Source organism: Pelagicoccus sp. SDUM812002 (genome assembly GCF_031127835.1).
Classification (GTDB): domain Bacteria; phylum Verrucomicrobiota; class Verrucomicrobiia; order Opitutales; family Opitutaceae; genus Pelagicoccus.
Genome location: NZ_JARXHX010000002.1, coordinates 76,655 through 102,222, shown reverse-complemented (window position 1 = coordinate 102,222; position 25,568 = coordinate 76,655). Strand labels below are relative to the sequence as shown.

The following is a 25,568-nucleotide window of genomic DNA, read 5'->3' as shown; positions in this document are numbered from 1 at the left end:
AGACCTAAATGCCACCAGATTCCAACTACACCGTTAGCGATCTGCAAAAACAGCAATTCGCGGGCATCTACCTGCTGGAGTACATGATCAACGCTCCCAAGGTCTTCCAGCTATTGCTGGAGGACGGAGAAGAAGACCTCGAGTCCATCCTCGAGTGGCTGCTGGTGCGCGACCTGGTCGAGATCAAGGATGAGGAACGCTACGCTCCCACACAAAAAGGACGCAAAGCGCTTGAGCACTTCATGGCTCGCTACTCGGACTTCCTCAGCTTCTTCGACGTTTTTTGCGCCGTCGACTTGGGCGGAGGCGAATTCGCATTCGCCAGCTACTACGATTTCGAGGATCCGGAACAGTGGAGAACCTTCCTCGCTGACGATCGCTGGGAAGACCTCCGCATCGCGGTCGCCGCCTACAAAGGTATCGATCCCGTGGAGATCGTCTTCATGAGCTTCCTCAACGAAGGGCGCTTCGGACGCAGCGAGACCGGTTGGGAGTTTGACCTTCTCCTTGGTAGCGTCTGGGACGAGATCCTTAACATCTGCAACAGCGCCCTACACGCTGAGCAACTCGGCTACGAAGACGATCAAGGCGCAGTGCCTGGCGAAGCCGTCCTGCGAGACGTCATCGATCAAGGCCTCAATCTCATCGAGCAACTCCACCATCACGGCCAACCTTATTCAGATCAGATCGCCCACGCGGTCAGTGACGGACCCAGCGCCTCTACAGTCGAATCCGTCGAGCTTCTCAAGAAACGCTCCAACGACTTCGACAATTCCCCCACTCCTCCTAAGCGCTGGCAAGACGACTGGGACCTGTAGCTTCACTACCAGTCGCCTCGATAGATGTTCCTCCAACTAGTCAGAAAATTCATCGCTAGAAGCAGCGAGACCAGCATACGGCTTTGGAAGATCGTGCTCGTTGCGTCTGGGTTGAACCTGCTGTTTGGAGTCGGATTCTATTTCGCGGAACGCAACCACCAGATCGGCCTCACTTTCATCGACTCCATATGGTGGGCCATGGTCACCATGACCACCGTCGGCTACGGTGACTACTTTCCACAAACCTTCGCTGGACGCTTCCTTATTGCGTACCCCTGCTTCATGGTCGGCATCGGCCTGCTCGGGTACTTGCTCGCATCTGTAACCGAAACCGTGCTCCAGCGTGTCTCACTCAAGCGAAAAGGCGCCATGAAACTATCGCAAAAAAATCACATTATCATCTGCAACTACCCGAGTCTCGACAAGGTCCTGCAGATCCTCGACGAACTACAGGCCAACCCTAACTACGCGGACAAGAAGGTCGCGCTCGTCACCAACGACCTCGATGAGCTCCCCTCCGTCCTCGCCAAGCGCGGCGTGTTCTTCGTCAAAGGACTGCCCACTTCCGAAGAGACCCTCTATCAAGCGAACGTCACAGAGTGCGATGGCGTCTTCGTGCTCGCCGCCGTGACCGGCGATCCCAACTCCGACTCCCAAACCTATGCCATCGGCTCCATCATCGAGCTCATCGAACGCGACACCAAGTCCCCGATCAAAACAGTGGTAGAACTCGTCAGCTCGCGAAACCTCCGAATGATGGAGAGAGCCGAAACCGATGGCATCATTCTCGCCGACGGCGTAAACGAGCGCATGATCGTGCAGGAGTTCTTCTATCCGGGGATCCACAAGACCATCGACCAGCTGATCACCTCGCGCGAAGGCAGCCAGTTCTACCTGCACGAAACGAGCCTGCAAGGGCAACGCTTCATCGATGTGCAAATCGCCACCCTACAGCACCCCGTAGACATGCAGCTCGTCGGCATAATCAAAGCTGACCGCCATATCCTCAATCCTCCCAAGGACACTCTCATCGAAGTCGGAGACCGCCTGATCATCCTCGCCAATAAGGCCGAGGACTTCCTCTCCGTCGAAAAAGACATTCAAGCCAAACAACCCGCCTAAACCTCCAAAACGTTCGCGTTCATTCGCGGCCCCTAGCGGTTAAGAACCTAAGCAGAACCCAACCACCCATTTTATGAATAACCTAATAATCAAAATCGAAAAATCCGAGGAATTCACACGCTTCCTCATGTCCCACGATTTCGACGTCGAGGACCTCGGAAAAAACGTCTACCGTGTTACCCGAGCCGAGGAGCTCCCCGTCTTCATACAGCTCGGCGAAGAAGTCATCTACTTCGAGGTCGACCTCGGAAACGTGCACGCCTTCGGTGACGCGTCCCTCCATTTCAAGCTGCTCGACCTCAACACCGAAATTCTCCCCGTCAGCTTTGGCATCAACAATACCAACCCCGAGGACCCGCGCCTCGTGCTCGTGGAAAGCCGCGAAACGGGCAGCCTCAACGACCACGAAATCCTCAGCGTATTCGACGCGCTCGAACTCGCCGTCGACCGCGCCGAAGAACTTCTCTCGCCCGACGCCGCTAAAGCCTAACCTCAGCCCCCTTTCGCAAAATGAGCATTTTCTCACGTATCTTCAAAGTCGGCCAAGCCGCCGCCAACAAAGCCGTCGACAAGATGGAAAAGCCCGAGCTCATGCTCGAGCAAGCCATCCGCGACAAGGACAAGCAGATCATGGAGGCCAAAAAGTCCGTGCAAAGCTGCATCGCAACCGAGCGCCAAACCAAAGCCATGCTGGAAAAGGAAAAGGCCGAAAAGCTCTCCTGGGAACAGAAGGCCGAGCTCGCGCTCAAGGCAGGCAAGGAAGACCTCGCGGTGCGCGCCCTTCAGCGCGCCACCGAGCACGAGCAAAAGCTTGGCACCCTTGAAACCCAGTGGCAGTCCCAGCGGGCCGCCGTCGACGAGCTCAAGAAAGAGATCATCACGATGGGCGACGAACTGGCCGAGTTTAAGCGTAACAAGGACTTCATCATCGCCCAGAGCAAAGCCGCCCAGGTCAAGAAGGACATCTACGAAGCCAAGGCCCGCATCTCCAACAACAACAAAGCCGACGACCTCATGGCCCGTATGAAGGCTAAAGCCGAACGCCAGTCCCACGAAGCCGATGCCGCCAAAGAGCTTGCCGAAGTTTCCGGCGGGAGCGGCGACGCGCTCGAAAAGGAATTCGAAGGCATGGGAGCCAGCGGTTCCACCTCACCCGCGGTCAACGACAAGCTCGCCGCCCTAAAGGCCAAGCTCGGCAACGCCTAGTGCTTCCCACTCCACAATCTACTTCAGGATCGGTGCCCAATCCCGCCAAGGAGCTGGGCACCCATATCCTTTTGGAGCTGAACGACTGCCCTCAGGAGCTACTGCTTGAAAAAGAAACCTTGGAGGCCGCCCTCGTCGAGTCGGCCGATGAGGCTGGAGCTACCGTGGTCAAACCCGTCTTCCACCAATTCAGTCCACACGGCCTTTCCGGTGTTGTCGTCATCGCCGAGAGCCACATCGCAGTGCACACCTGGCCAGAACACGGATACGCCGCCATCGATATCTTCACCTGCGGCGACCCCATAATTGCATCACGGATACAGTCAGAAATCGAGCGCCGATTCTCGCCCGCTCGAACGAGTGCACAAACCATCACCCGCGGCCCTAGCGTTTAGAACTCCTAAAGTAGGAGCGTGCTTGTCATGCGAAGAGAATGCTCAATCGCGTGACGAGCACGCTCCCACATCAATTAGACTCACCACATGCAGGATCCCCGCATCGCCGCTCGCATCTGCCTTCAAGATTTCTCCGAACTCAAGCAAAGGCTCGTCAAACGCTACGCTTGCTCCGACTTCGAGATCGACTTCGAGCTTCGCTTCGCCCTCTTCATCACCGCTTTAATCGATGGCGACCAAGTTGCCGCAGAACGCGCATTCATCGAGGGGGCCACGCAAACCCTTGGCTGGTCCGAAATGTACGAGAGCCTGCTCCGATCCCGTATCGATAATCTCCCTACTTACGACCTCGCCCAACTTCGTATTGCCCGTGAGCGACCCGAGCTCGGCGAGACCGTCGCCACCGCAGCCTTCGCCCTGGCTCTCGCCGATGGTGCCCTCACCCCTGACGAGCAGGTCTTCCTTACCAATCTCTGCGACACGCTGTTCGGCCAAAATTCCCAAGCCGCCACCAAAGCCGAAAGCCAAGCGCGCGCCCTTTTCGACAGCCCCGGCCCCGAGCTCTTCTCACCACCCAAAACCCGAAACCCGGAACCGGATACCCAAGAGACCTCAACCACCCTCGAAGAAGAACTAGCCAAGCTCGACAAGCTCATCGGACTCAAAGCCGTCAAAGACGAAATCCAAAAGCTCGCCCGCTTCCTCGAGATCCAAAAGCAGCGCCAAGGCCACCAGCTCAAGACTGCCCCTCTCTCTCTTCACCTCGTCTTCTCCGGAAATCCCGGCACCGGAAAAACAACCGTCGCCCGCATACTGGCACGCATTTACCAAAAGCTCGGCGTCCTCAAAAAAGGCCACCTCATAGAAACCGATCGCATGGGCCTCGTAGGCCAATACGTCGGTCACACCGCTAGGAAAACCTCCGAGGTCATAGACAGCGCCCTCGACGGAATCCTATTCATTGACGAAGCCTACAGCCTGCTCAGCGGTGGTGAAAACGACTTCGGTGGCGAAGCGATCGATACACTCGTCAAACGCATGGAAGACGAGCGCGACCGCCTCATCGTCATCGTCGCCGGCTACCCAGCAGACATGGAGTCCTTTATCCAGACCAACCCAGGTCTTCGTTCCCGTTTCAGCAAAACCATCCATTTCGCCGACTACGAAAGCGAAGAACTCGAAAAGATCTTCGAAATCTTCTGCAAGAGCAACGAGTACGAGCTCGCAAAAGACGCCCGCAAAAAACTGCATCAAGTTTTCGAATACGAATTGAAGAAACCCAAGGTAGATTTCGGCAACGGTCGCTACGTCCGAAACCTCTTCGAGCAAGTCATCCGCAACCAAGCCCTCCGTCTTAGCCAGCACAAAAGAGAGCTGGGCAAAAAGGAGTTAATGACAATCACAGAAGAGGACATTCTCCTACCCAAGAAGTGAGCGCTTTCAGAGAAACGACGGCGTCCACGGTGTTCGAAATAAGGAGACAGCCTCTCTTTAAGAAAACTCTTCACTAAGCCTTCATAAGCGAAGCCGCAGCTACTTAGACTTCCGCAATTTCTGATAGCGAAAGCCCAAAAAGGGTGCAGCTTTCGTGAAGGTGGTACTACGAGCAGCTGTAATGTCAGCATCTATTTGCTCAGAGCGTTCCTCTGCTTCTATTTTCTCACGGTTTAGAGTAAGTATGTATTGAAAATCAGCTCCATCATCATCCTTTTGGCTCCCAAGAGGGTCCAGATAATTCTCGTTCAAAATCTCCCCTAGGTAGATCGCATCGACGTTATAACGCACAACGCCATACGGACCACCAGTTAAGAGTAAGAGGCTTTAAAGGTGAATTCTCAAGCTGCTCAAGGCATCGGACGCAATAGGCAAAGCGATCCATCCGACCCAAACTTATTCTGCGTCCCGAAGTCAGCCACATATATTATCCCCGTTTCAGGATCCATGGTGATATCAAGAGGACCATTGAACTGTAGCTTGTCTTCCCTGCCCCGCAGCTTCTCCACAGCATTGGGAAGCCCAGTGGCATCCAGCGGCATCACAGCTATGTCACCCGCCGAGTAAAAGCAGCAGATCAAGGCATGACTCAAAGGATGCGACTCGCTCGGCAGGTATTCAATCATGCCATTCGGACTCGTACCCCCGTATTTCCATATCGGATACATAAGCTCCGGGGCAAATCCCGGCTCAGGATAAGTCCCGACCGGGTAGTCCGAAATCTCAAAGGGATCTTCACTCTCGGTAGGGTTGCCTCCTCCTAAAACGTACTGCCCTCGCATGGGATTCGGAAATCCATAGTGGCGCCCCTCTCGTAACAACAAAAGGCTTTCCTGATCTGGTGTCGTTTGCTCGATCAGCAAATTTTGGTCTCCCGCGATGTCAGGATCGTCCGGTACCCCATCCGCAGGTCCGCGGCGATCGTTCAAATTGACAGCTGTATAGAGGTTTCCATTACTGTGTGACACGATCTCCAAAGCGTTACGTACGCCAGTAGCAAATATTTGCAAAGTCCCCACGTCGTTGATCGGATCGTATCCCCTTAGTGGATGCACATCCAGCGGTGAATTGATATTCCTATAGTCTATCTTAACGATACAGGCCGATAACCTTTGTTCAGGAATTCCCCAATTCGGCGGGCCGCCACTGCTGGAGGTAGACCCTATCGACTGATAAAGATATCCATCGCGAAATACGAGGCCGTTAGGCTGGTGAGGCAAGGTCTCAAACCCACCTTGCTTTTCCCGTCCATGCGGCAACCCCTTTACGACGATCTCCTCCACAATCTCTTCGCCTAAAGTCAATCTAGCGATCGTACCCGTGAAAAACCTACGCTCTTCTTCGTAGTTCGTTCTCTCCCCGTAGCTCACCCAGACGATTAGATTGTCGGCGGTCGCCTCGGGATCCCATTCGAGGTCTATGTATTGGCGACTCTCGCTACGGTCGGAGAGAAGCGTCGTTCTTTTTTCCGGACGACCTCGGTCGTCGATCTCCCAACGGACCAAATTTCCAAAAGCATCTGCCGCGTACAAACGTCGATCCGGTCCGAAGGACACCGTTGTCATCGAGCGATTTCGATCGAACGTCTCTTTCGAGAACATTAATCCCCTCTGCGTTTCCGAAATTCCCTCGCCCGTCCGGAAGCTTACATTAAATGGAGAAAACGCATGATCCCCTTTCGCTTTTAAACGCTGGTCTCCTATCAACTCGTAGCGACTAAACGGACTGAGGTAGCGTTCGGGTACCAGAGTTATCGACGCGTTCGTCAAATCCGTCGCAGGACGAATCTCGACCTTTACCCGCCCTCCACTATCGTCAACTCGGAAGAGCTCAATACTGGTTAAAGTGTCAGCTTCCACAGGTTCACTAAAGCGAAGCTGAACAGCTATCGAAACCGGCATCGAATCAGACCCGTCGGCCGGATAACTTTCTGAGAGTTCAAATGGCTCAGCCGATAGCGACGAATCCGGTCGATGGGCCAAAAGAAGTGAGGCCAAGACAACCAGCAACAAACGAATCGAGGCATTAGGTGTGGGGAGAACCATAATCCCATAGACCAGCTACCTATTTAGCGGACAAGCATTTATTCTTACGAGGATCACATTCTTAACGAGATCAGTAAAATCAATGGATTTATATTGTTATAGATTTACTTCAATATAATCCCGAAATCGACTGATACCATTACCATTATACAAATGGTTGAATCGAAAACGACTCTATCGATATAAGCCTTGCAATGGAAAAAAAGCTATCACCCACTACTCGACGCCACTTCATTCGATCCTCAGCGTTGTTGGCTGGAGCTTCAGGTTTAATCACCCCTCCACTGCTCTCTGCACCCCAGGCGCACTCTCAGGAAAACGCCGGTGAAACCAGTGGCGTTGGGCTCGCTGTCGCCACAATTTGCACCGATGGATTTGCTAACCTTCATCATAAACCTGCCTTTCGAATCATTCCCAAAACCGGTATTCAAGCTGTTGAATTTAACCTGTGGTATCCAGAACTTCTAGCTCCCTCCTATATCGATAGTATCGCCTCGCGATGCGAAAAAACCGGATTGGTGCCTGCTAGTATCCAAGGTACATCGTTCGGGGGAGAAGGCCACTCTGCTGTTATGAATGACGTCGCCCACAAGCTTTGCCTGATGCAAATTGCCAAACGTCTCGGGTGCCGAAGAGTCAAGTGTACCGGTTCCAGACGCGGAACAAACGGGGGACTCGAACATGTCATAGCAGTTTGTCGGGAGCTCGCGCCGATGGCAGAGGAACTCGATGTCCTTCTCGTTCTGGAGAACCATGTCGGCAATGTTCTCGAAAGAGCCGAGGACTATTCGGAAATCTTCTCGTCCATAGACTCTACGCATGTTGGCATGTGCCTTGACACTGGACACTTCGAAGGAGCCGGAATCTCACTTCCAAGTATCGTAGACCAATTCAGAAACCGTATCCAACATGTGGATCTCAAGGATGCACGAGCCTTCGGTAAGGGTCATGATACCGTCAAATTCGGACAAGGTATAACCCAATTCGATCCCTTTCTCGAGGATCTTATCGAGGGTGGATACACCGGGTATCTTGTAATCGAAATGGCGTGGAAAGAACCACGCGAGCCTCTCACTGAGAACCTCAGGGAAGCTCGCGAACGTTTTGAACGTTTCGTCCAACAGTAGGTTGCCCTCCGAAAAGTCCTATCATCTTTCTTCGCACGACAATCTTAGCGTCAACACGGCGGCTGGAATCGAGCAGCCGTCTCTGACGATTCTGAGGATTTCGGAATAGCTCAGTCGCTGGAGGTTTTGTAATCACAACACTCTGTGTTGCTTGGTGTTCCTATTGTTCGCAACGCACCTTGTAACGAGCGATTTAGATTCGTGCCGCCGACTAGAATGGCGATGGTGACCGCGTACTCTCGTATTCACTATTTTGACACAAAAAGGTATAAAGCGTACACGAGCGTTGCAATACTGCTGAATCAGTTCAAAACTCGTTGAAATAGCTCGGTACGCCCGTCCGTATTCAAGGGATGATACGCTCGATTCGGACGCTACGGTCCATCGAGAATCTTCCAAAAAATGTCAGATCATACGGAGACTCCCAATGTAGAGGAAGCATACCGCCAGTCGCTGGCCTTGCTTTACGAATGCTCAACGCCTCACGGTTTCGTCGCTTCTTCGGTATTTCGGAAGAATTATCACTCGGTTTGGGGAAGAGACGGGTGTATTTGCGCTACGGCGGCTTTTTTGACCGACGACGATAAACTGCTGAAAACTGCGATCGAAACCGTGAAGACGCTGGCCAGCAACCAAGCCCCCAACGGACAGATTCCCTCGTATCTGCAGCTGGACGAAAACAACGAAGTGATCGACATCGTATACGGTGGATTGGGAGAAATCACGACCATCGACGCAAACCTTTGGTTCATGATCGCCTGCCAAACAGCGGTGGACATGCACGGGGACAAGGATTTCATTACAGAATCGACCATGGAGGTGTATCGGAAGGTGATCGAATTCCTCCACTGCATTGATTGTAACTCTTGCGGTCTACTTGAAATACCCGTGGCCGGTGATTGGACGGATATCCTTAATCGCTCCTATCATGTGCTTTATGACGAGACGCTCTGGTACCGAGCTCTCAAGTGCGCCTCTTCCCTCTCGGAAGCAGCAGGTCGGGTCGAGGAAAGTGAAAACTTCGAGCGGTCGGCACAGCGGGTGAAGAAGCGGATTAATGCAGACTTTTGGTGGGAGGACCATGACACGATTCAGCGAGTTTGCCAAAAATACATGATCAAGAATCAACTTGATAAGGACCACAGCTTTCCGTTCTTCCAATCGCATCTCAGGCCTTTCGCCAATACTTGGAGCCATCGCATGGATTCCTTTGCCAATGTGCTCGCAGCCTTGATGGGCATCGCTCCCCACGATCGGATCGACACGATAATCGATACCGTATTCGAAAGACAATTACACAAACCGTTTCCCCTCAGGGTTCTCGACCCACCAATCCAAGAGGGCGATGCCGACGCGGACCAACTCCGCTTGAGCGATGAATCCGCCTGGCACTACCACAACGGCGGAATCTGGCCGCTTGCTGGTGGTTTTTGGGCTCTGCTTCTTAAGCGCGTCGGTCGCGAGAGTGACGCAGAAGAAGCTCTTTCCGATCTAGCAACCGCTCTCAAGGTCAACACCGACGGCAGAGAGAGCTGGGGATTCTACGAGTATTTCCATGGTCGGGAGCATACGCCAGCCGGCACTCCCCGCCTCGCCTGGAACGGAGCTGCCTTCCTGATAGCTTACCAAGGTATCCGACATGACAACATCGCCTGCTTCTCTCGCGGAGCAGACTATTGAATCTTGGTCCTGCTTTGCCGACCGGCTGCAGAAAGGGATTTTTCCGAGTGGGCGATCCCACCCGCACAAAAAAAAGCACGCCGGTTGCTGGGCGTGCTTTGTATTAAAGCGCTATAACAATATTTCTAGAGCTTGCCTTCGATCATCTCCTCGAGCTTGACGATGTCCTTGGCGAAGTTGCGGATGCCTTCGGCTGTCTTTTCTACGGCCATAGCATCTTCGTTAAACATCCAACGGAAGGTATTTTCGTCCATGTCAATTTTCTCGATGTCCTTCTCCTTGGAAGCGCTCTCGCTGAGCTTTTCTTCTACAGGGTCGTTCGATTTGGCGAGCTCTTCGAGAAGGTTTGGAGAGATGGTGAGCAGATCGCAACCGGCGAGCTCAAGGATCTCTCCCTTGTTGCGGAAGCTCGCTCCCATTACTTCGGTCTTGTATCCAAATTTCTTATAGTAGTCGTAGATAGCTTGGACGGAGAGTACACCTGGATCTTCGGCAGCTTCGAACGACTTCCCTTCCTTGGCTTTGTACCAATCCATAATGCGACCAACGAAAGGGGAAATAAGCGTGATGCCGCTCTCTGCGCAATGCACTGCTTGGGCCATGGAAAAGAGAAGCGTAAGGTTACAGTGGATACCTTCTTTTTCGAGTTCAGCCGCCGCATTGATGCCTTCCCAAGTAGAAGCGATCTTGATCAGGATGCGGTCGCGCGAAATTCCCTTTCGCTCGTAGAGCGCGATGATATCCTTAGCCTTGGCGATCGTGCCAGTCGTATCGAAAGAAAGGCGAGCGTCTACTTCGGTAGAGACTCGGCCGGGAACGATATTCAAAATTTCGATACCGAAACGTACGAGAAGCTCGTCGATGATAGCGTCGATGCGGGCACCCTTGGACAGGCTGGAATCGTCCGCTTCCTTGATGGATGCATCCACGATCGCAGCATATTCCTCTTTGCCAGCAGCCTTGAGAATGAGCGTCGGGTTCGTCGTCGCGTCGCGCGGCTCGAACTCCTTCATGGTTTGGAAATCTCCGGTGTCGGCTACGACCACGGTGAACTTCTTTAGTTGTTCGAGTTGGTTTTGAGTTAGTACGTCTGACATAATTGGAATTATTGCGGTTACTGTTTTGTTTTTAAAGGTATTAGGAACAATTAAACGGAAACAGGTCCACCGCAAATGCCCTTGTTTCTTTACCGTTTAGCAACATTGTGCGGCTCAGACGAATTTCATTCATGCTCAAAGAGAACTATTTTAAGACCACGCAGGTCCTGCTCGAACGAGTCTACTTGCAAAACCAAGCTGAGATCGAACGTCTTGCTCCGCTCGTCGCTAAGTCTATCGCCGAAGGGGGCGTTATGCATACCTTCGGGAGTGGACACTCTGAAATCATCGGCCGCGAAATGGTGGGCCGGGCGGGTGGTCTCGTTTGCGTAAGTGCGATCTTGGACATGACCGGCGGCTTCATCGAAAATCTAGAGGGATACGGCCGCGAGCTCGCGGCTCGCTACGATCGCAACCACGGATTGAAGGAAGGCGAGTTTATCATCGTGATATCGAACTCCGGAAAAAATTGTTCGCCCATCGAAATTGCTGAATACGCGAAGGAAAAAGGGCTGAAGGTGATCGCCCTCACATCCGTCGGCATGGCGCAGAAGGTGAAAACCACTCACCCCGGAGGTAAGATGCTGCACGAGATAGCAGACTACGTATTCGACAATTGCGGAAGTTTCGGCGATGCGATCGTGGAACTGCACGAAAAAGGGAAGTTCGCAGGGCCGACCTCCACCATGGCTGGGGCTATGCTCATCAATCTCCTGCAAATGGAAATCCTGGACGAGCTGCAGAAGCTCGGCGTAGACGCCCCCCTCCTACGCAGCCAAAACACGGAGGGCGCCATGGAGGCGAACCGAGACCTCGCCCGCAGCTATAAAGGGAGACTGAGCAAGCCACTTTGACAGCTTACGAATTTCGCATTGCTTCAAATACGTAAACCTCTGCGGGCAGGCGTTATTGAGCATTGCATTTCGAGCCCATTCTGCTGAATCCTACGAGCAAACCATTCGGCAAACTACGACCATGTTTCAGGTAACCTTCAGCGATCAGGCTCTCAAGGAGTTGGAAAAGCTTCCAACCATGAGGCAGCTTAGTGTGATCGACCCCCTCAGCAACTTGACGGAGTACCAGCTCAACCATCCGGAAGAACCCCTTGGCTCCTTCAAGCGCAACGGAAAGACCACTTACCGCCTACGCTCGGGGGAGCATCGAATCTACTTCCAGCGTGAAGGCGGATCCCTCAAGACAATCTGTATCCTGCACAAAAATACTCTCACGGACTTCATCTACCGGACTAAACTCCCCATCACCGAAGAACAACTCGCCGAGCAGAATTCTTCTTTCTGGAAATATCTGGATACCCTTAAACACTAATCCCAAGACCTTTTGGACGAAGAGCCCGAACTCGAACCCAAGGAAATCGTCAAACTCGACGCCTCCCAAGCCTCCAAGATTTACCTGCTCCCCAACCTGTTCACCGCGGGAAATCTTTTCTTTGGCTTCCTTGCCATCAAAAACTGCATCCAAGCGCGCTACGGCATCATGGCCGGCGACGATACCAGCGATCCCAACGCTCTTTATCGCCAAGCTGTGCTTTTTATCCTCGGCGGCATGCTCTGCGATTCCCTCGATGGACGGGTAGCTCGCCTGGGCGGTCGCGAATCCCTCTTCGGCAAGGAGTTCGACTCCATCGCCGACATCGTAACCTTCGGCATGGCACCTGCCCTCATGGTGCTCTTCCTTGTCCTCAACCCCGAGCAAAACGAGGAATTCTTCACCAAGGCCGGCTTCTTCCTCGCTTTCATCTACCTCCTTTGCGCCGGGGTGCGGCTTGCTCGCTTCAACGTGATCACCCATCCAGCGGTCACTTCACGTAAGCTGGAGGAGGCTGACGGCGATTTTCTCGGCCTGCCCGTACCTGCCGCCGCCGGCATGATCGCCACCATCGTCCTGGTAATGACCAAGCACGACGCCCTACGCCAATACGCCCTCGGCCTGCCGGTCCTGATGCTGCTCATATCCGTCCTGATGATCAGCAACGTACGTTACCCGTCCTTCAAGAAGATCGACTGGAATACGCAGATCAAGTTCACCTCATTCGTTGCCGTGCTGGTGATTATCGGACTCATCTATTTTTCCCGCGAATACGCCTTGGTCGTAATCTTTTTCAGCTACCTATTCTACGGAATGGGGCGCCATATCTTGCGCTTGAAACGGATTTCGGCCCGTAAATCGAAGGCCGCCAAACGAGTGTAAATCCTTTGCTAACAACTTGGGCAAAACCGACCAATAAGCTGGAGATATTCGTTTTTTTTTAACATGTCCTTTTCTGGAAACAATCAATCCCACTAGGCTTGAACATTTCAAATCTCCCCTTAATCCTTAGTTTCCAAGCGTTTAAGATGCTTATGGCTGATATTCACAGCCTATAAGAATACTAATGATTTATTTAATTAATTAACTAACTATCCATTGGAATTGTCAGAAACTCCAAAAACTAGCTAACTCCTCCCCAATGAAGTTCAAAATCCACCGTGACCATTTCAGCAACGGCCTCCAGCAAGTCCTCAACGTCGTCGGATCCAAGGCGACGATGCCGATCCTGAGCAACGTGCTCATCGAAGCTGAAGGCGACACGATCTCGCTCACGACCACCAATCTCGACCTCGGCATCTGCGCTCGCATCAAGGCGACCGTCGAGGAGGAAGGTGCGGTTACCCTCCCCGTCAAGCGTCTCGCCACCATCGTTAAGGAGTTGCCTAACAGCGACGTAAGCGTGAAGGCCTCGCCTAACAACCAGGTTAAGATCGCTTCCGGTGGGTCCAACTTCAAGATCATGGGCATCAGTCGGGAAGAATTCCCGGCCTTGCCGGAATTCAGCGACGACCGCTCCTTCACCATCGAGCAAGGTACGCTGGCTGGAATGATCAAGAGCGTCTCCTATGCCCAGTCTAGCGACGAAACCCGCTACATGCTCAACGGAGTATTCTTCAATTTTCTGGAGCCCGAAGACGGCGCCACCGGTCGCCTCAGCCTCGTAGCTACAGACGGTCGCCGCCTCGCTAAGACCGACCACGAGATGGAAGTCGGCGAAGGCATGTCTGGCAGCCTTATCTTGCCCGCCAAGACCGTTTCAGAACTGGTCCGACTCCTCGACAAGGGAGAGAACCTCAAGATCGCCTTCAACGATCGCCGCGTCGCTTTCCAGATCCACACCAAGGACGACTCCAATGGTTTCGTCGGAGACATCCACCTCGTTTCAAAAGTGGTGGAAGGCAACTATCCCAATTACCAACAAGTTATTCCCAAAGAGACTCACCAGCGCATCAAGGTCGAGCGTGAGCTCTTTCTCCAGTCTATCCATCGTGCAGCCCTTGTCACCACCGACAAGTCCAACCAGGTCAAGATTCAGATCTCTAACAACCTCATGGAGCTCTCAGCCTCTAGCCCGGACTTCGGCGAGTCCCATGAGTCGCTTGCCATCGACTACAGCGGCCCTGACCTGCAGGTGGCTTTCAACCCACAGTTCCTCATGGATCCGCTGAAGGCCTTGTCCAAGGACGAGCTCTACTTCGAGCTCAAGGACGAAGTCAGCCCTGGGGTCTTCAAGACGCTTGAGAGCTTCCTATGCGTCATCATGCCAGTCCGGCTGACGTAAGCCGCTCCCGAACCACTTATTAAAAAGGCCTGCCTTTTGAAGGTGGGCTTTTTTGTACCAGGACGTTTGCTTAGCTCCTAGCTGACACCTTTTTTGTTGTCCCCATTCTCCTCCAGCTTCTACTTGCTGCCGTTAGTCGCACGTTACCATGCCGGAACACAACTTATCCCTAATTTCCGAAATCTTCGTCTACACCTGTGTATTGCTATCCATCGTTTTGGGAGTGCTCAGCACGCGGGTTAGCTCGCTGAAGGTCACCGTGCTCAATCGCTGGGCACGTTGGATGGGGGTATCTTTTGGAGCTGCCTATTTGGTATTCGATGCCGGTTGGTTGAATCGGCCGTTCTGGGTAATCGGAGCCATTTTCTTCATCGGTTGGCTATTGGTGGAGACGGTTTATACGTGGCTCGCGATCAGTGCTCTCAGCAAAAGCAGCATATCGTTATTCCCTCGTTTCTCGGAGAACACGACCGGCGAAGAGTGGCCCGCCCAAAAGAAGCTCATCGAGATTAAGGACTGGCTGAAGAGCAAAGGCTTCGTTCGCTCGAAGGCTCTGTTTGCCGATGTCGGACATGGCATCAACATCCGCTCCACGGTCTTCCAAAGCGAAGACAATAAGACACGTTTCCAAATCCTATTCGTGCCTCAGCACAATGGAGATATAGGTTTCTGCTTCTCCTTCTCTTCGGAGACTCCGGAGGGAGAGCGGTTTATAACGGATAATCTTTATATGCCTTACGGCGGTTTTTATCCGCAGAAGTGGTCCGTTGTTCGCAAGCCCTGGACGCGCGATGCGGCCAAGCTTTTCAAGATCCACCAGCGAAGAGTCGCCAAAGTCGAATTGGAGAGCTACGAGCTTGATCCGCTGGACGAGTTGAACCAGCAGCAACGCGAGCTCGAGCAAACCAACTTGAAAGAAGGATTTCTTTTTGCGCCTCAATACCAAGAAGAACACGGCCGCATAACCTGGGAGGGCCGTTACCGCGTGTGGAAGGAAGTATGGATGCTCAACTACTTCGGTATCTCAACGGCCTATAACCGAGTTAAGTCGCTTAACTGATTCTGCTGAGGGCTCTACCCGCCGATGTAGGACATTTCCACTTTCTTGTTGCTCCTGCTGGGGCGTCCTTTGCTTCGGTCTTCGGAGTATTGGTCGTCTCTAGAGATCCAAATTTTGGATACGAGCGAAGTGAACTCCTCTTGGCTGATTCCAGCTCTGACGTGCTTTCTCAAGTCGGTCCCTTCACTAGCGAACAAGCAAGTGAAGAGCTTGCCTTCGGCTGAGATGCGTGCACGGTTGCAGGTTCCGCAAAAAGGGCTTGTAATAGAAGTGATGATACCGAACTCGCTTCCTGTATCCAAGAAGCGGTAGCGCGACGCGACTTCTCCTGTGTAGCTAGGGTCAACGGCTTCGAATTGGAAGTGTTCTCCAATGGTTTCGAGTATTCTTTTGGCAGGGACGACTTGGTCCATTTTCCAAGCATTGGTCTCTCCCACGTCCATGAATTCTATGAAACGAAGAGTAATCTTTCGGCCGCGGAAGTAGCTCACCATGGGGAGAATGTCCTGCTCGTTCACTCCCAGTTTCGCAACCATATTTATCTTCACGGGGAGACCCGCTTTTTCGGCTGCATCGATTCCTCGAATCACCGCTTCGGGAGAAGATCGTCCACCGCTCATAAGAGCAAAACGGTCTGTATCCAAACTATCGAGACTTATGTTGATCCGCTTCAGTCCGGCGTCTTTAAGCTTTTGAGCGTAGCGAGGTAGCAACGAGGCGTTAGTGGTGAGCGAGATGTCCTTGATGCTCGTCTCTGTGTTGATGATCGCAATCAGTTCGCTGAGGTTGGGCCTGAGCAAGGGTTCTCCTCCGGTGAGTCGGATCTTCTGTACTCCCAATTGAGCGAAACTCTTAGCGACGAACACGATCTCCTCGTTGCTAAGCACTTTATCTTTAGGCAGAAAAGCGTACTCCGGCCCGAATATTTCCCTAGGCATGCAGTAGGAGCAGCGGAAATTGCACTGATCGGTGACCGATATTCTCAGGTCCCTCAGAGGCCGATTAAGTTTGTCCGCTACTCGATTCATGCTGGTGATTTTAAAGGTGAAGGCTCCAAAAGGTAAAGATTGCTTTGCTTTTCTGCACTAGCGGATGATTTCCCGACGGAGCATATCCATGGCCGCATTGAAGGCCCGATGTTTTTGAGCGACTCTCGGCCCGCGGAAGCTAAAGCGCTGGGCATGGGTTCCTGATGGAGAGTGGATACCAATATATACGGTTCCTACGGGATCTTTTTCTGTGCCACCTCCCGGACCGATGTATCCGGTAACGCTGATTGCGTAATCAGACTCTAGGCGCTCAGCGACGCCGATTGCCATGGCAATGGCGACTTCCTCGCTGACCGCTGAGTGTTGTTGTATAAGTTCCGTGGGTACGCTGATGAGATCTTCTTTTGCCCCAGAACTATAGGTGGCCAGTCCGCCTACGAAATATTCGGAAGATCCAGGGATGTTTGTGATTTCGTTTGCGATGTATCCGCCAGTACAACTCTCGACGGTTGCAAGCTTGAGCTTTTTCCGTCGTAAAATTTTGGACACAATATCGACGAGCGAATCGTTGCCAATCGTCAGGAAAGCCTCCCCTAGCATCTGTCGACACTCTTCGGCGAGCTCGGTTAGCCGGTCGTAGGGATTTATTTGATTGGGAAAGCTCATGCGAAAGTCGACCATTCCTGGGTGGGCGCAGTAAGCGAGCTCTAGACCCTCCTCGCGGTCGGCAATGTCTTGCAACATTGTCTCAAGATTTGACTCCCCTATTCCTGTAGTGCGGATCTGGATATAGTTTTCGCTATCTTGGACGAGTCCTTTGGCTTGCAAGCGAGTAAGAACTTGATCTTTGAACATGGGTTGCAGTTCGTGGGGAGGACCAGGTAGCATGGCTAGGATTTTGCCGTCTTTTTCCAGCCATAAACCAGGTGCTGTGCCATTTGGGTTATGGAGAACTTCCGCGTTTTCGAAATGGTAGGCTTGCTTGCGATTGTTCTCGTTGAGCTGGAGACCTAGCATCTTGAAGCGATCTTCGATCGCTTGCATCACAGTGGGATCGAAAACGAGTTTTTCGCCGAGACATTTGCCAATCACTTCCTTGGTTCGATCGTCCACAGTGGGACCAAGCCCCCCTGTCGTGATGAGGACGTCGGCTCGCTTCCAGTATTCCTCGAAGTAGCTTTCGATGTCCTCTGGCGAGTCGGAGATGGTGATGTTCGAGTGAAGCGGAGTGCCGACCTGACGGAGCTGATCACCAATAAAGGTGAGGTGACCGTTGGGAGTGAGCCCGAGGAGGAGCTCCTCTCCCAGTGTCAGGAGGATAATCTTTGGTTTGCTTGGCATCTGTGCTTGAACGATTGAAAAGCGATTCGGATTGGGGTCTTGGCTATATTTGAAATGTTCCTAACTTAAAGAAAAATGCCAGAAACCGCGTCCAGTGATTTGAAGGAGAAGGTGCGTCGCCTTCCGGATAAGCCCGGGGTCTATCTCATGAAGGATAGGCTGGGGTCCGTTATTTACGTGGGCAAAGCCAAGAGCCTGAAAAAGCGGGTATCTTCCTATTTCCAGGCCTCCAAGAAATTTACCCACCAGCCGAAGATTCGAGCCTTGGTGCAGATGATCCGAGATTTCGAGTTCTTTGAAGTGAGGTCGGAGCCGGAAGCTTTGCTGCTAGAAGGAAAGCTCATCAAGAAATGGAAGCCGAAGTACAATACGGACTTCGTGGACGATAAACGCTTCCTCTTAGTGCGGGTCGACGTGACCCGAGAGTTACCGCGTTTTGCCCTAGCTCGCTTCAAGAAGGAAGATGGGGCACGCTACTTCGGACCCTTCGCCCACGCGAACCATATTCGCAAAACCCTCTCGGAAATGCGCCGCCGTTTTGGCATTCTACTAGGCGATGCTTCACCCAAGAAGGAAGACGAGAATCGGTTTCGTTTGTATGACGATGTACGCTCGGAAATCTACGGTCATGAAAATTTGGTGACAGTTGAGGAATACCAAGGGCGCGTAGAACAAGCCTGCGAATTTCTGCAGGGAAAGTCGAAGGAGTGGCTCGACGAACTAAAGGAGGAAATGGCTAAAGAGGCAGCGGAGCGAAACTACGAAAAAGCTGCTGCTTTGCGTGATATCGTTTTTGCCTTGGAAGCGTCCTTGAAGAAGACGCGGAAATTCGAGCGAGACCTTCCAGTAAGGGATAGTGCGGAGGAGACTTTGAAGTTGCTGCAGAATGAGCTGTCCATGAGGAATCCGCCGAACGTCATCGAGTGTTTCGATATCTCACACATCTCAGGGACTTTTGTAGTTGCCTCAATGGTACAGTTCGTGGGTGGCAAACCGAACAAGGCAGGTTATCGACGTTTCAAAATCAAGAGCTTCGAGGGTAACGACGATTTTCGCTCTATGGAAGAAGTGGTGGGGCGGCGCTACCGAAGGTTGCACAAGGAAGGCAAACCATTCCCGGACCTGATCGTTATTGACGGTGGCATGGGGCAAGTGGGAGCTGCCATAAAATCCTTTCTGCTGCAGGACTTGGACCCGCCTGAGATGATTGGCTTGGCGAAGAAGCACGAGACCATAATCTTTCCGGATGAGCGCCCTCCCCTACGTTTGCCGCTAAAACATGCTGGCTTACAGCTATTGCAGCGTTGCCGCGACGAAGCTCACCGTTTTGCCAACACTTTCAATGCCGACCTGAGGAGCAAACGTATTCGCGAAAGCATACTGGATGACTTTACCGGCCTAGGTCCGAAAAAGAAAAACGCCTTGCTCGATGAGTTTGGCAGCATCGATCGCCTCAAAGCAGCTTCGCTCACGGAGCTTCGCGCGGTGGACGGGATCGGCTTGGAAACCGCAACACGCTTGAAAGCGTTTCTTGATGAGCACTACAAGGGCTAGTTCGTGTACTAGTCTATTCAATACTGTTGGTCGCTAATCTTGAGAAAGACTGGACCGTTCGATTGTAGGTCGACTGCAGCTCCGTCCCAAGGAGACCAGTGTATTAAGTCTGTAGACATGAGAATTGGAAGGTCACCGTAGGCACTTGATCCAAATACATCCAGAAACAGGTATCCCGAACTGTGTAACCATCCAAGCGAAGCCTTGGAGTTTTTGCTTGCGGGATCTGTCTGGAAAAGAAATTCGATGTAGTTGGAATGCCCGTCCTGATCGAAATCCGAGTTCTTTTTTTCGTTGAGTGCGTCGATTTGCTCCTCGCTTAAGTAGGTGCGAAGCCACGCGTCGAATGCACTGCCTTGGCGAAGTTCGATCTTTACTGTATCCGATGAGGTGTTACCGAAGAAGTCCGTCACTGTGAGGGTAGCCGTGTAGATTCCGACGTTCAGGTAGGCCTCCGTCAAAGCTGAATTTAGCTGGTACCCGTTGAGGTCCCATTGCCACTTCTCGATGGCCCAATCGTCTTGGGACAAGGTTCCGTCAAGATAGACGTGACCATAGTCGTGAGTCGTGTAGAAAAGGCTGTCTTTTCCGGCATTGGCGACGGGGCTGGCGTTTCCTTGAGGTTTTGAAACTGAGGAGAGAGGATGCCAAGTCGAAGAGTAGTTGGTGGAAGAGTCGTTGTAGCCGAAGTCGCCTTTTTCGGTTGAGTAGATGGATCCGTCGTCGGTGAGCACTACAGTTGCGTCGTTGCTGAGGCTGAAGTCTCGGATGCCACTTCTGAAAAGCGCAAGAGGGTCCATTATGGCTGTATACCTGTCAGTGTTTCCCAGCCCCAAGAGTCGGTTGTAACTTGATCCGACTCCCCACAAGCTTCCATCCTCCATGAGCCAGATTGTTCTGTTACCGACACTACGAGCTTTAGCTACAGGGCCGTTTGATAGTTTTACGAACTGGTTGCTTCGCTGAACGTTGAGTGGAAGTCCCAGCTTTGAAGAGTTATTCGACCCAGCGCCCCAGAGGGATCCGTCTTGCTTGGTCACCAGAATCACGCTGCTAGAGGAGAATATCTCTTCGGCTTTACTTTCCAGTATTTGTATTGGGGATACAATGATAGCGTTGTAGGGCAAAGAACTCGAGTCGAAGGTTTGGTTTCTACCGAACATCCAAACTGAACCATCTTCCTTCATGATGTAGACAGTGCTGCCGTCTGTCTCTACTTGGGATACGCCGGATTCAATGATTTGTAACCATTCGTCGCTGGATTCTATAGAATCGCTTGCGAATCGGCTATCGCGGTTCAGGCCAGTTGCCCAGAGGGATCCGTCGGACAAGCAGGCGAAGCTCGCATCGTTGGTAAGCGAAAAGTCGACTACGTTTTCGGGTATGACTTTGTGGAATGGTTCGAGTGAGCTTTTGTACCCGATTCCCATCTCACCGTTGGTGTTGTTGCCCGTTAGCCAGAGGGCACTCTCTTTGTCTATCAGGCCGGTAGTATTCGATGCGTTCTCGAGTTGTTCAATGTTACCGAGCGTCACCTGGTGGCCGTAAACCCGGCCATTATTGGAGTGGGCTTGCCCAACGGCAGTGCTAGCGGTGTAACCCTGCATGAGGGCGTAACCGTTGCGGTAGACGATTGCGTTGGCTGATGATGACCCAGAAAGGCTCGCTATTTCGGAATTCTCCTCGACGGTTACGGTCACGGTCTTGGTGTGGAAGAGACCCTCTGAGTCGGTCACGGCAAGAGTGACCTCGGTGGTTCCGACGTCGAAGTACTCTGAAAGAATGGGTCGGTTGGCGGTATTGTTGTCCCAGGACCAAAGCCAGCTCTTTATGAATTTGTCGTCGGTAGAGCCGCTGCCATCGAGAGTCACCATCTTGCTGGGTGTTCCCGGCAAGAGGTATGTTTTCTCTGGATAGACTACGTTAGCTATGGGGGCTATGTTTTGGCTGGTTTCGAATGGCTCGCTGATGAGAGAAGGGATCGTGTTTCTCGCTGTGCCTTGACCGAAACGGTAGTTGTCGGTCGAGAGCCAAACTGATCCGTCCTGCAGAAGGAAAATTGCCAAGTCGTCGTAGGCCGATGCCTGTTCGACGGATGAGAAGAAGAAGTCGTCTTTTTGATATTTGGAAAGTGGAAATCTGTAGCTTCGAGAATACGACTGGCCAAATGTATAGCTCGCACCGTTTGCATCTACGACCAAAGGTTTTTCATTGCGTAGTTGAATATCTAGTACGCCTTCATCAATTATAGTATCGAATGCGAAACCTGGTTCCACCAGGTAGTTTCCGAAATAGGGTGCGTATGAACCGAGGCTTCTGTGGGAAACGCGATCCTCTTGGTCAATGTAAAGAAGGAGGTTGGAGTTGACGGCTTCGAGGTGTTTGCCTCCCTCTTGCACGATTTCTATGAAAGGTTCCGTTCTTTCCTCTGTAGGGCACTGTAGCCGTACTATTCTTCCGTCTTCGAGAAGCAAGATAGAATTGTATCCACTGGTTGCTAGTTCTCTTATTCCCTCAAGAGGCAGGCGGTGAGGGCTGTGTACTAAATCTGCTGCCGAATCTGCAATCTGTGCTTGGTAGTTTTGGCCCATTCCGTAAGCGGTACCGTCGTCGAGCAGGATCAAGCTCATGTGTGCCGCAGCCGCAATATCTGTCGCCCCACTTGGCCAGATTTCGACGAAACCGTTGCTCGATAACTGTTCTCCGAGACCGAGTTGGCCATGGCTGTTGGAACCAGTTCCCCAAACGCTGCCATCGTTTTTCAAGACAATGCAGTGGTCGGAACCACCGACGACTTTCACAACGTCGCTTGCCATGACAGGGGTAGGCTTCTCGAAAAAATACTCTGTGTAGTCGAAGCCAAAAAACTGGTCGTCTACGTCCCCAGCACACCAGAGCGATCCGTCCTCCTTTATGATAAAAAAGCGGTTTTGGCTGGCGTACACAGATTTGGGACGAGTGTAGGGCTTTACCTCGACGATGAAGTCTTGGCTGTGCTGAAGGCCTTGATCATCGAAGACTGTTAAGGTGAAGCTTGATTCGCCAACTGGGAGTAGAACGCTTGGTTTTTGCTCGTTGCTTGAGCCTTCTGGCAGGGTCCAAAGGTAGCTCTCTATTCTCCAATCGTCGCTGGAGTCGCTGGCGTCAAGGTTGACTGTTGCGAAGCCATCTCCGTCGTCGTCGATTGGATACCCGAGGATTTTTCCCCGAGCAGTGGGAGCTCCGTTGGGCTGGCTGAGGTCGGTTACAGGAGTGGTTTGCAGGAGCGGGCTCATCTGGTGGCTTGTATAACCCTGCCCCAATTGTCCATAGTCATTGCGGCCCCCTACCCAGACGGAGCCATCTTTGAGGAGTACTGCGAGCAGGTTGTAGCTGGCTGAAATCTTTTGTACTCGCGAAGAAAAAATTGGCTGAAGCTCATAGGCGTTTTCTGAGCGAAAGGCTTGAGGACTTATCAGGCCGTACCCTGCTCCCCAGATAGTTCCGTCATTCATTGTGACGTAGGTGTTGTTGGATCCTGCTTCGACGCTCGCGGCCCCTGTATCCACTATCTTTTGCGCTTGATCGACTCTCCGATCTTGGTCGCCCGTTCCCAATTGTCCTTCCCGGTTGTATCCAGTGGTCCATACACTACCGTCTTCCTTCAGGTAGACGATGTGTTCGTCGCCGGAATCGAAGGCGACAACGCCGCTCTGTTCGATTTTGGTGAAACTCCGATGGTCCGAGTACTCTACACCAGCGAAGGGATCGTAGCGTACTTTACCGCTAACCCAAAGGGAGCCGTCAGTCCCGATTATCGAGGAGAACGTTTGACCTGCTCTGATGGCCTTGGCTCCGGAATCGAATATGACGGATAGTTCGGTTGAATTAGGACTCTCGGGCCCGCCACCGAGTTGGCCGTCGTAATTGGATCCAGCTCCCCAGACTTTTCCTTTGTCGTCGAGGAAGAGCGAGTGAGAGGATCCGCTGGCGACGGAGACAATGCCACCGTCGAAGATTTTGGTAAAGCCCTCCACAGCTTTATCTGGGAAGTTCTGGTTCCAGTAGTAGCCGGTTCCATACACTGACCCGTCTTTTAGAAGAAAGAGCGTTTGGCTTCCTTTGCCGCTGACTTGATGCAGGTTGTCGAACTTTATCTTTGTAAGGGTCGTGATGGAGGACTGGTTCGTTTCTACTCCCATCAGCTTATCGCCATTGTAGCCTGCCGCGGTGGTACGGCCGTCCGCCTTTTGCAGAAACAGTCCTTGTTGGGTTGTGAATATGTTTTCGATGGGCGAGAAACCGTGCACGGTCACTTGGACGGACACGCTGTCTTTGAGTCCGCCGACCCCTGTGATGGTGAGGGTCACGGTATTGGTGCCGAGTGGCAGCTTTGCGTCCACGGTCTCGCCGCTTGCGCTTCCGCCCGGCCACGACCAGTTCCAAGATTCGACGCTGGGCCACCCGCGGCTGCCGCTTCCGTCGAGGGTGACCATCTCGTATCCGTTATTGTCGGTGTCTTCAATCCATTCGGAATCGTCGTAGTCTGCGACCGCTGTTGGTTTGCTAGGCTTGAAGCTGCGATAGCCAGCGACGGTGGCGGCGGTGTTGCGTAGGGTGCGAGCGTTATCGCGTTGGCTGGTGCCGGTGGCGACGCCCTCGTACTTGATATTAGGGCTGGAGAAGTAGTTGATTTCGTAACCTGGAGCGTAGGCCATCACAGATCGGTAGGTTACATTGGAAATTGTGAATCGGTGACCATATGAATAGGAAAAAAGACCACCGTTGTCGGTATTGTCAGGATCATGGGCTGCTCCAAGATTGTGACCGATTTCATGTTGAAGCACCAAGCCGCTGAGGACATATTCGCCGGTGACGACGCCATAGGCATAGCTTTCCTCTCCTCCCTCGTCTTCGAGTATCCACGCTTGCCCGATATGATCGATATCGTAGCTGTCGCTTCGAAACATATAGATAACGTCTGCTCCTACTTCGTTTCGCCAAGTGCGTGTTTCGTCGATTACACCGTCGAGGTTTCGTAGGTGGTCGAGATCGACGCTCATGTCGTCGTTATCTTCCTGGTAGTCTACTTTCCTAAGGCCTATCAATCGGAGCTCGATGTCGATGTTGCTGTTTTCGAAGCTGATGTTGGAGCTCTCCACGCTAGCTCTGACCAAAGCTTCGACTCCGTCGTAGCCACCATAATCGTTCTCGAGGCTCGGCGTGTAGACGACGAGCAGGTCTATATATACAGCTCGAGCTGGCGACGCGGCGCCAAACATGACCAGGAAAAAAATGGGAAGAGCCGCTCTCCAGAAACTGTTTGAAAGTCGATTTGTCCTATTCATGACGGCAAGCGGCGCAGGCCGGGAGTTTTGCGAGGTCGACCTTTTCGAACTTCTGCACTCCGGAGCCTTGATTGCGGACCTCCCAACCGATTCCTTGTCCGGGAAGTCTCATAGAGCCAACTATCGCATCGCCTACGAAGCTGATCATTGCTTCGGAAAAGGGGCTTCCCTTTATCGCGCCCGAATAAATGCCTTTGCTCGTGCCAATTTTAGTGAACCGGCCGAAGGCTACCTCGTGGTCAACTCCATCTGGAGTTCGCAGGTTGAAGCTGATTACCTCAGATTGGGAGGTGCGTAGTTTCTCCCATTGGCTGGGAGGCGGTTCGAAGGCACCTAGCCAAGTTCCGAGATTGTGAGGGTGGAGGTCGGGAGGTAGTTTTTCAGATACTAGAATGTCGAGGGGAAGCGGATCATCATTTGAAGTCAGCGAGTCAAAGGAACCCTCCGGTTGGTTCGTAGCCACTTTGTCTGAATTTGGCGGCGACTTGGGATGCGCCGAGCGAATTCTCGGTGAGGAATCGGCTGCTTTGCTACTGGCTTCTTCTTGGGTGGGGTCTTCCGGTGGTATTCGATTCAACCCTACCACGAGCACGGCGACGAGAACGACCACCAATAAAAGATAGGCGAAAAGCTTTGGTTTGAGGTGCAAGAGCGCAAGCCTGTGAGGCGTACGTAGTCTCTGCAAGTATTAGAAGAAACCCCA

Annotated in this window: 20 protein-coding genes; 14 read left to right on the top strand and 6 right to left on the bottom strand. The window is 52.5% G+C overall.

What is annotated here, in order from left to right:
* Window positions 1-8: 8 nt before the first annotated feature.
* The 6 genes from QEH53_RS04120 to QEH53_RS04095 all read left to right on the top strand — a co-directional run bounded on the left by QEH53_RS04120 (window position 9) and on the right by QEH53_RS04095 (window position 4,975).
* The gene (locus tag QEH53_RS04120; RefSeq protein WP_309021865.1) at window positions 9-818 is read left to right on the top strand and encodes a hypothetical protein; all 810 of its coding nucleotides are present in this window, start codon (window positions 9-11) and stop codon (window positions 816-818) included.
* 24 nt (window positions 819-842) lie between these two features.
* The gene (locus QEH53_RS04115) at window positions 843-1,940 is read left to right on the top strand and encodes an ion channel (RefSeq protein ID WP_309021864.1); all 1,098 of its coding nucleotides are present in this window, start codon (window positions 843-845) and stop codon (window positions 1,938-1,940) included.
* 73 nt (window positions 1,941-2,013) lie between these two features.
* Window positions 2,014-2,430, top strand: a complete 417-nt coding sequence (locus QEH53_RS04110) for a hypothetical protein (protein WP_309021863.1) — start codon at window positions 2,014-2,016, stop codon at window positions 2,428-2,430.
* Between the two features lie 20 nt (window positions 2,431-2,450).
* Window positions 2,451-3,146, top strand: a complete 696-nt coding sequence (locus QEH53_RS04105) for a PspA/IM30 family protein (RefSeq protein WP_309021862.1) — start codon at window positions 2,451-2,453, stop codon at window positions 3,144-3,146.
* Between the two features lie 32 nt (window positions 3,147-3,178).
* Window positions 3,179-3,541: an adenosylmethionine decarboxylase gene (gene speD / locus QEH53_RS04100; protein ID WP_309021861.1), complete on the top strand. Its 363-nt coding sequence runs from the start codon at window positions 3,179-3,181 to the stop codon at window positions 3,539-3,541.
* 87 nt (window positions 3,542-3,628) lie between these two features.
* The gene (locus QEH53_RS04095; RefSeq protein ID WP_309021860.1) at window positions 3,629-4,975 is read left to right on the top strand and encodes an AAA family ATPase; all 1,347 of its coding nucleotides are present in this window, start codon (window positions 3,629-3,631) and stop codon (window positions 4,973-4,975) included.
* 410 nt (window positions 4,976-5,385) lie between these two features.
* Here QEH53_RS04095 and QEH53_RS04090 read toward each other — a convergent pair whose 3' ends face one another.
* On the bottom strand, window positions 5,386-7,080 hold the full coding sequence (locus QEH53_RS04090) for an Ig-like domain-containing protein (RefSeq protein WP_309021859.1): 1,695 nt from the start codon (window positions 7,078-7,080) through the stop codon (window positions 5,386-5,388).
* Window positions 7,081-7,274: 194 nt separating this feature from the next.
* Between QEH53_RS04090 and QEH53_RS04085 the strand changes: the two genes are divergently transcribed.
* On the top strand, window positions 7,275-8,207 hold the full coding sequence (locus QEH53_RS04085) for a sugar phosphate isomerase/epimerase family protein (RefSeq protein ID WP_309021858.1): 933 nt from the start codon (window positions 7,275-7,277) through the stop codon (window positions 8,205-8,207).
* 402 nt (window positions 8,208-8,609) lie between these two features.
* Window positions 8,610-9,887 (top strand): glycoside hydrolase 100 family protein, encoded by a 1,278-nt coding sequence (locus QEH53_RS04080; RefSeq protein ID WP_309021857.1) that lies wholly within the window; start codon window positions 8,610-8,612, stop codon window positions 9,885-9,887.
* 125 nt (window positions 9,888-10,012) lie between these two features.
* On the opposite strand, the gene tal is transcribed toward QEH53_RS04080, so the two are convergent.
* Window positions 10,013-10,984, bottom strand: coding sequence for a transaldolase (gene tal / locus QEH53_RS04075; protein WP_309021856.1), 972 nt, complete (start codon window positions 10,982-10,984; stop codon window positions 10,013-10,015).
* Window positions 10,985-11,115: 131 nt separating this feature from the next.
* Here tal and QEH53_RS04070 point away from each other — a divergent pair, with 131 nt between their 5' ends.
* From QEH53_RS04070 to QEH53_RS04050, 5 genes are all read left to right on the top strand, one after another.
* On the top strand, window positions 11,116-11,838 hold the full coding sequence (locus QEH53_RS04070; protein ID WP_309021855.1) for a sugar isomerase domain-containing protein: 723 nt from the start codon (window positions 11,116-11,118) through the stop codon (window positions 11,836-11,838).
* Between the two features lie 121 nt (window positions 11,839-11,959).
* Window positions 11,960-12,310 carry a cytotoxic translational repressor of toxin-antitoxin stability system gene (locus tag QEH53_RS04065; RefSeq protein WP_309021854.1) on the top strand — a complete coding sequence of 117 codons (351 nt, stop codon included), beginning with the start codon at window positions 11,960-11,962 and terminating at the stop codon, window positions 12,308-12,310.
* Between the two features lie 12 nt (window positions 12,311-12,322).
* A complete protein-coding gene (pssA, locus tag QEH53_RS04060) occupies window positions 12,323-13,192 on the top strand; it encodes a CDP-diacylglycerol--serine O-phosphatidyltransferase (RefSeq protein ID WP_309021853.1) in 870 nt (289 codons plus the stop codon).
* Window positions 13,193-13,451: 259 nt separating this feature from the next.
* Entirely contained in the window at window positions 13,452-14,594 is a 1,143-nt protein-coding gene (gene dnaN / locus QEH53_RS04055) for a DNA polymerase III subunit beta (protein WP_309021852.1), read from the top strand.
* 148 nt (window positions 14,595-14,742) lie between these two features.
* Window positions 14,743-15,654, top strand: a complete 912-nt coding sequence (locus QEH53_RS04050; RefSeq protein WP_309021851.1) for a hypothetical protein — start codon at window positions 14,743-14,745, stop codon at window positions 15,652-15,654.
* A 14-nt stretch (window positions 15,655-15,668) separates the two neighbouring features.
* On the opposite strand, the gene moaA is transcribed toward QEH53_RS04050, so the two are convergent.
* Together moaA and QEH53_RS04040 are read right to left on the bottom strand one after the other, a co-directional pair.
* On the bottom strand, window positions 15,669-16,682 hold the full coding sequence (gene moaA / locus QEH53_RS04045; RefSeq protein WP_309021850.1) for a GTP 3',8-cyclase MoaA: 1,014 nt from the start codon (window positions 16,680-16,682) through the stop codon (window positions 15,669-15,671).
* Between the two features lie 57 nt (window positions 16,683-16,739).
* Window positions 16,740-17,984, bottom strand: a complete 1,245-nt coding sequence (locus QEH53_RS04040; protein WP_309021849.1) for a competence/damage-inducible protein A — start codon at window positions 17,982-17,984, stop codon at window positions 16,740-16,742.
* Window positions 17,985-18,059: 75 nt separating this feature from the next.
* On the opposite strand from QEH53_RS04040, the gene QEH53_RS04035 reads away from it, so the two are divergent.
* The gene (locus QEH53_RS04035) at window positions 18,060-19,538 is read left to right on the top strand and encodes an excinuclease ABC subunit UvrC (RefSeq protein ID WP_309021848.1); all 1,479 of its coding nucleotides are present in this window, start codon (window positions 18,060-18,062) and stop codon (window positions 19,536-19,538) included.
* Window positions 19,539-19,555: 17 nt separating this feature from the next.
* On the opposite strand, the gene QEH53_RS04030 is transcribed toward QEH53_RS04035, so the two are convergent.
* Window positions 19,556-24,865, bottom strand: coding sequence for a M12 family metallo-peptidase (locus QEH53_RS04030; RefSeq protein WP_309021847.1), 5,310 nt, complete (start codon window positions 24,863-24,865; stop codon window positions 19,556-19,558).
* A complete protein-coding gene (locus tag QEH53_RS04025; protein ID WP_309021846.1) occupies window positions 24,858-25,514 on the bottom strand; it encodes a hypothetical protein in 657 nt (218 codons plus the stop codon). The genes QEH53_RS04030 and QEH53_RS04025 overlap by 8 nt, the downstream gene beginning before the upstream one ends.
* Between the last annotated feature and the right edge of the window lie 54 nt (window positions 25,515-25,568).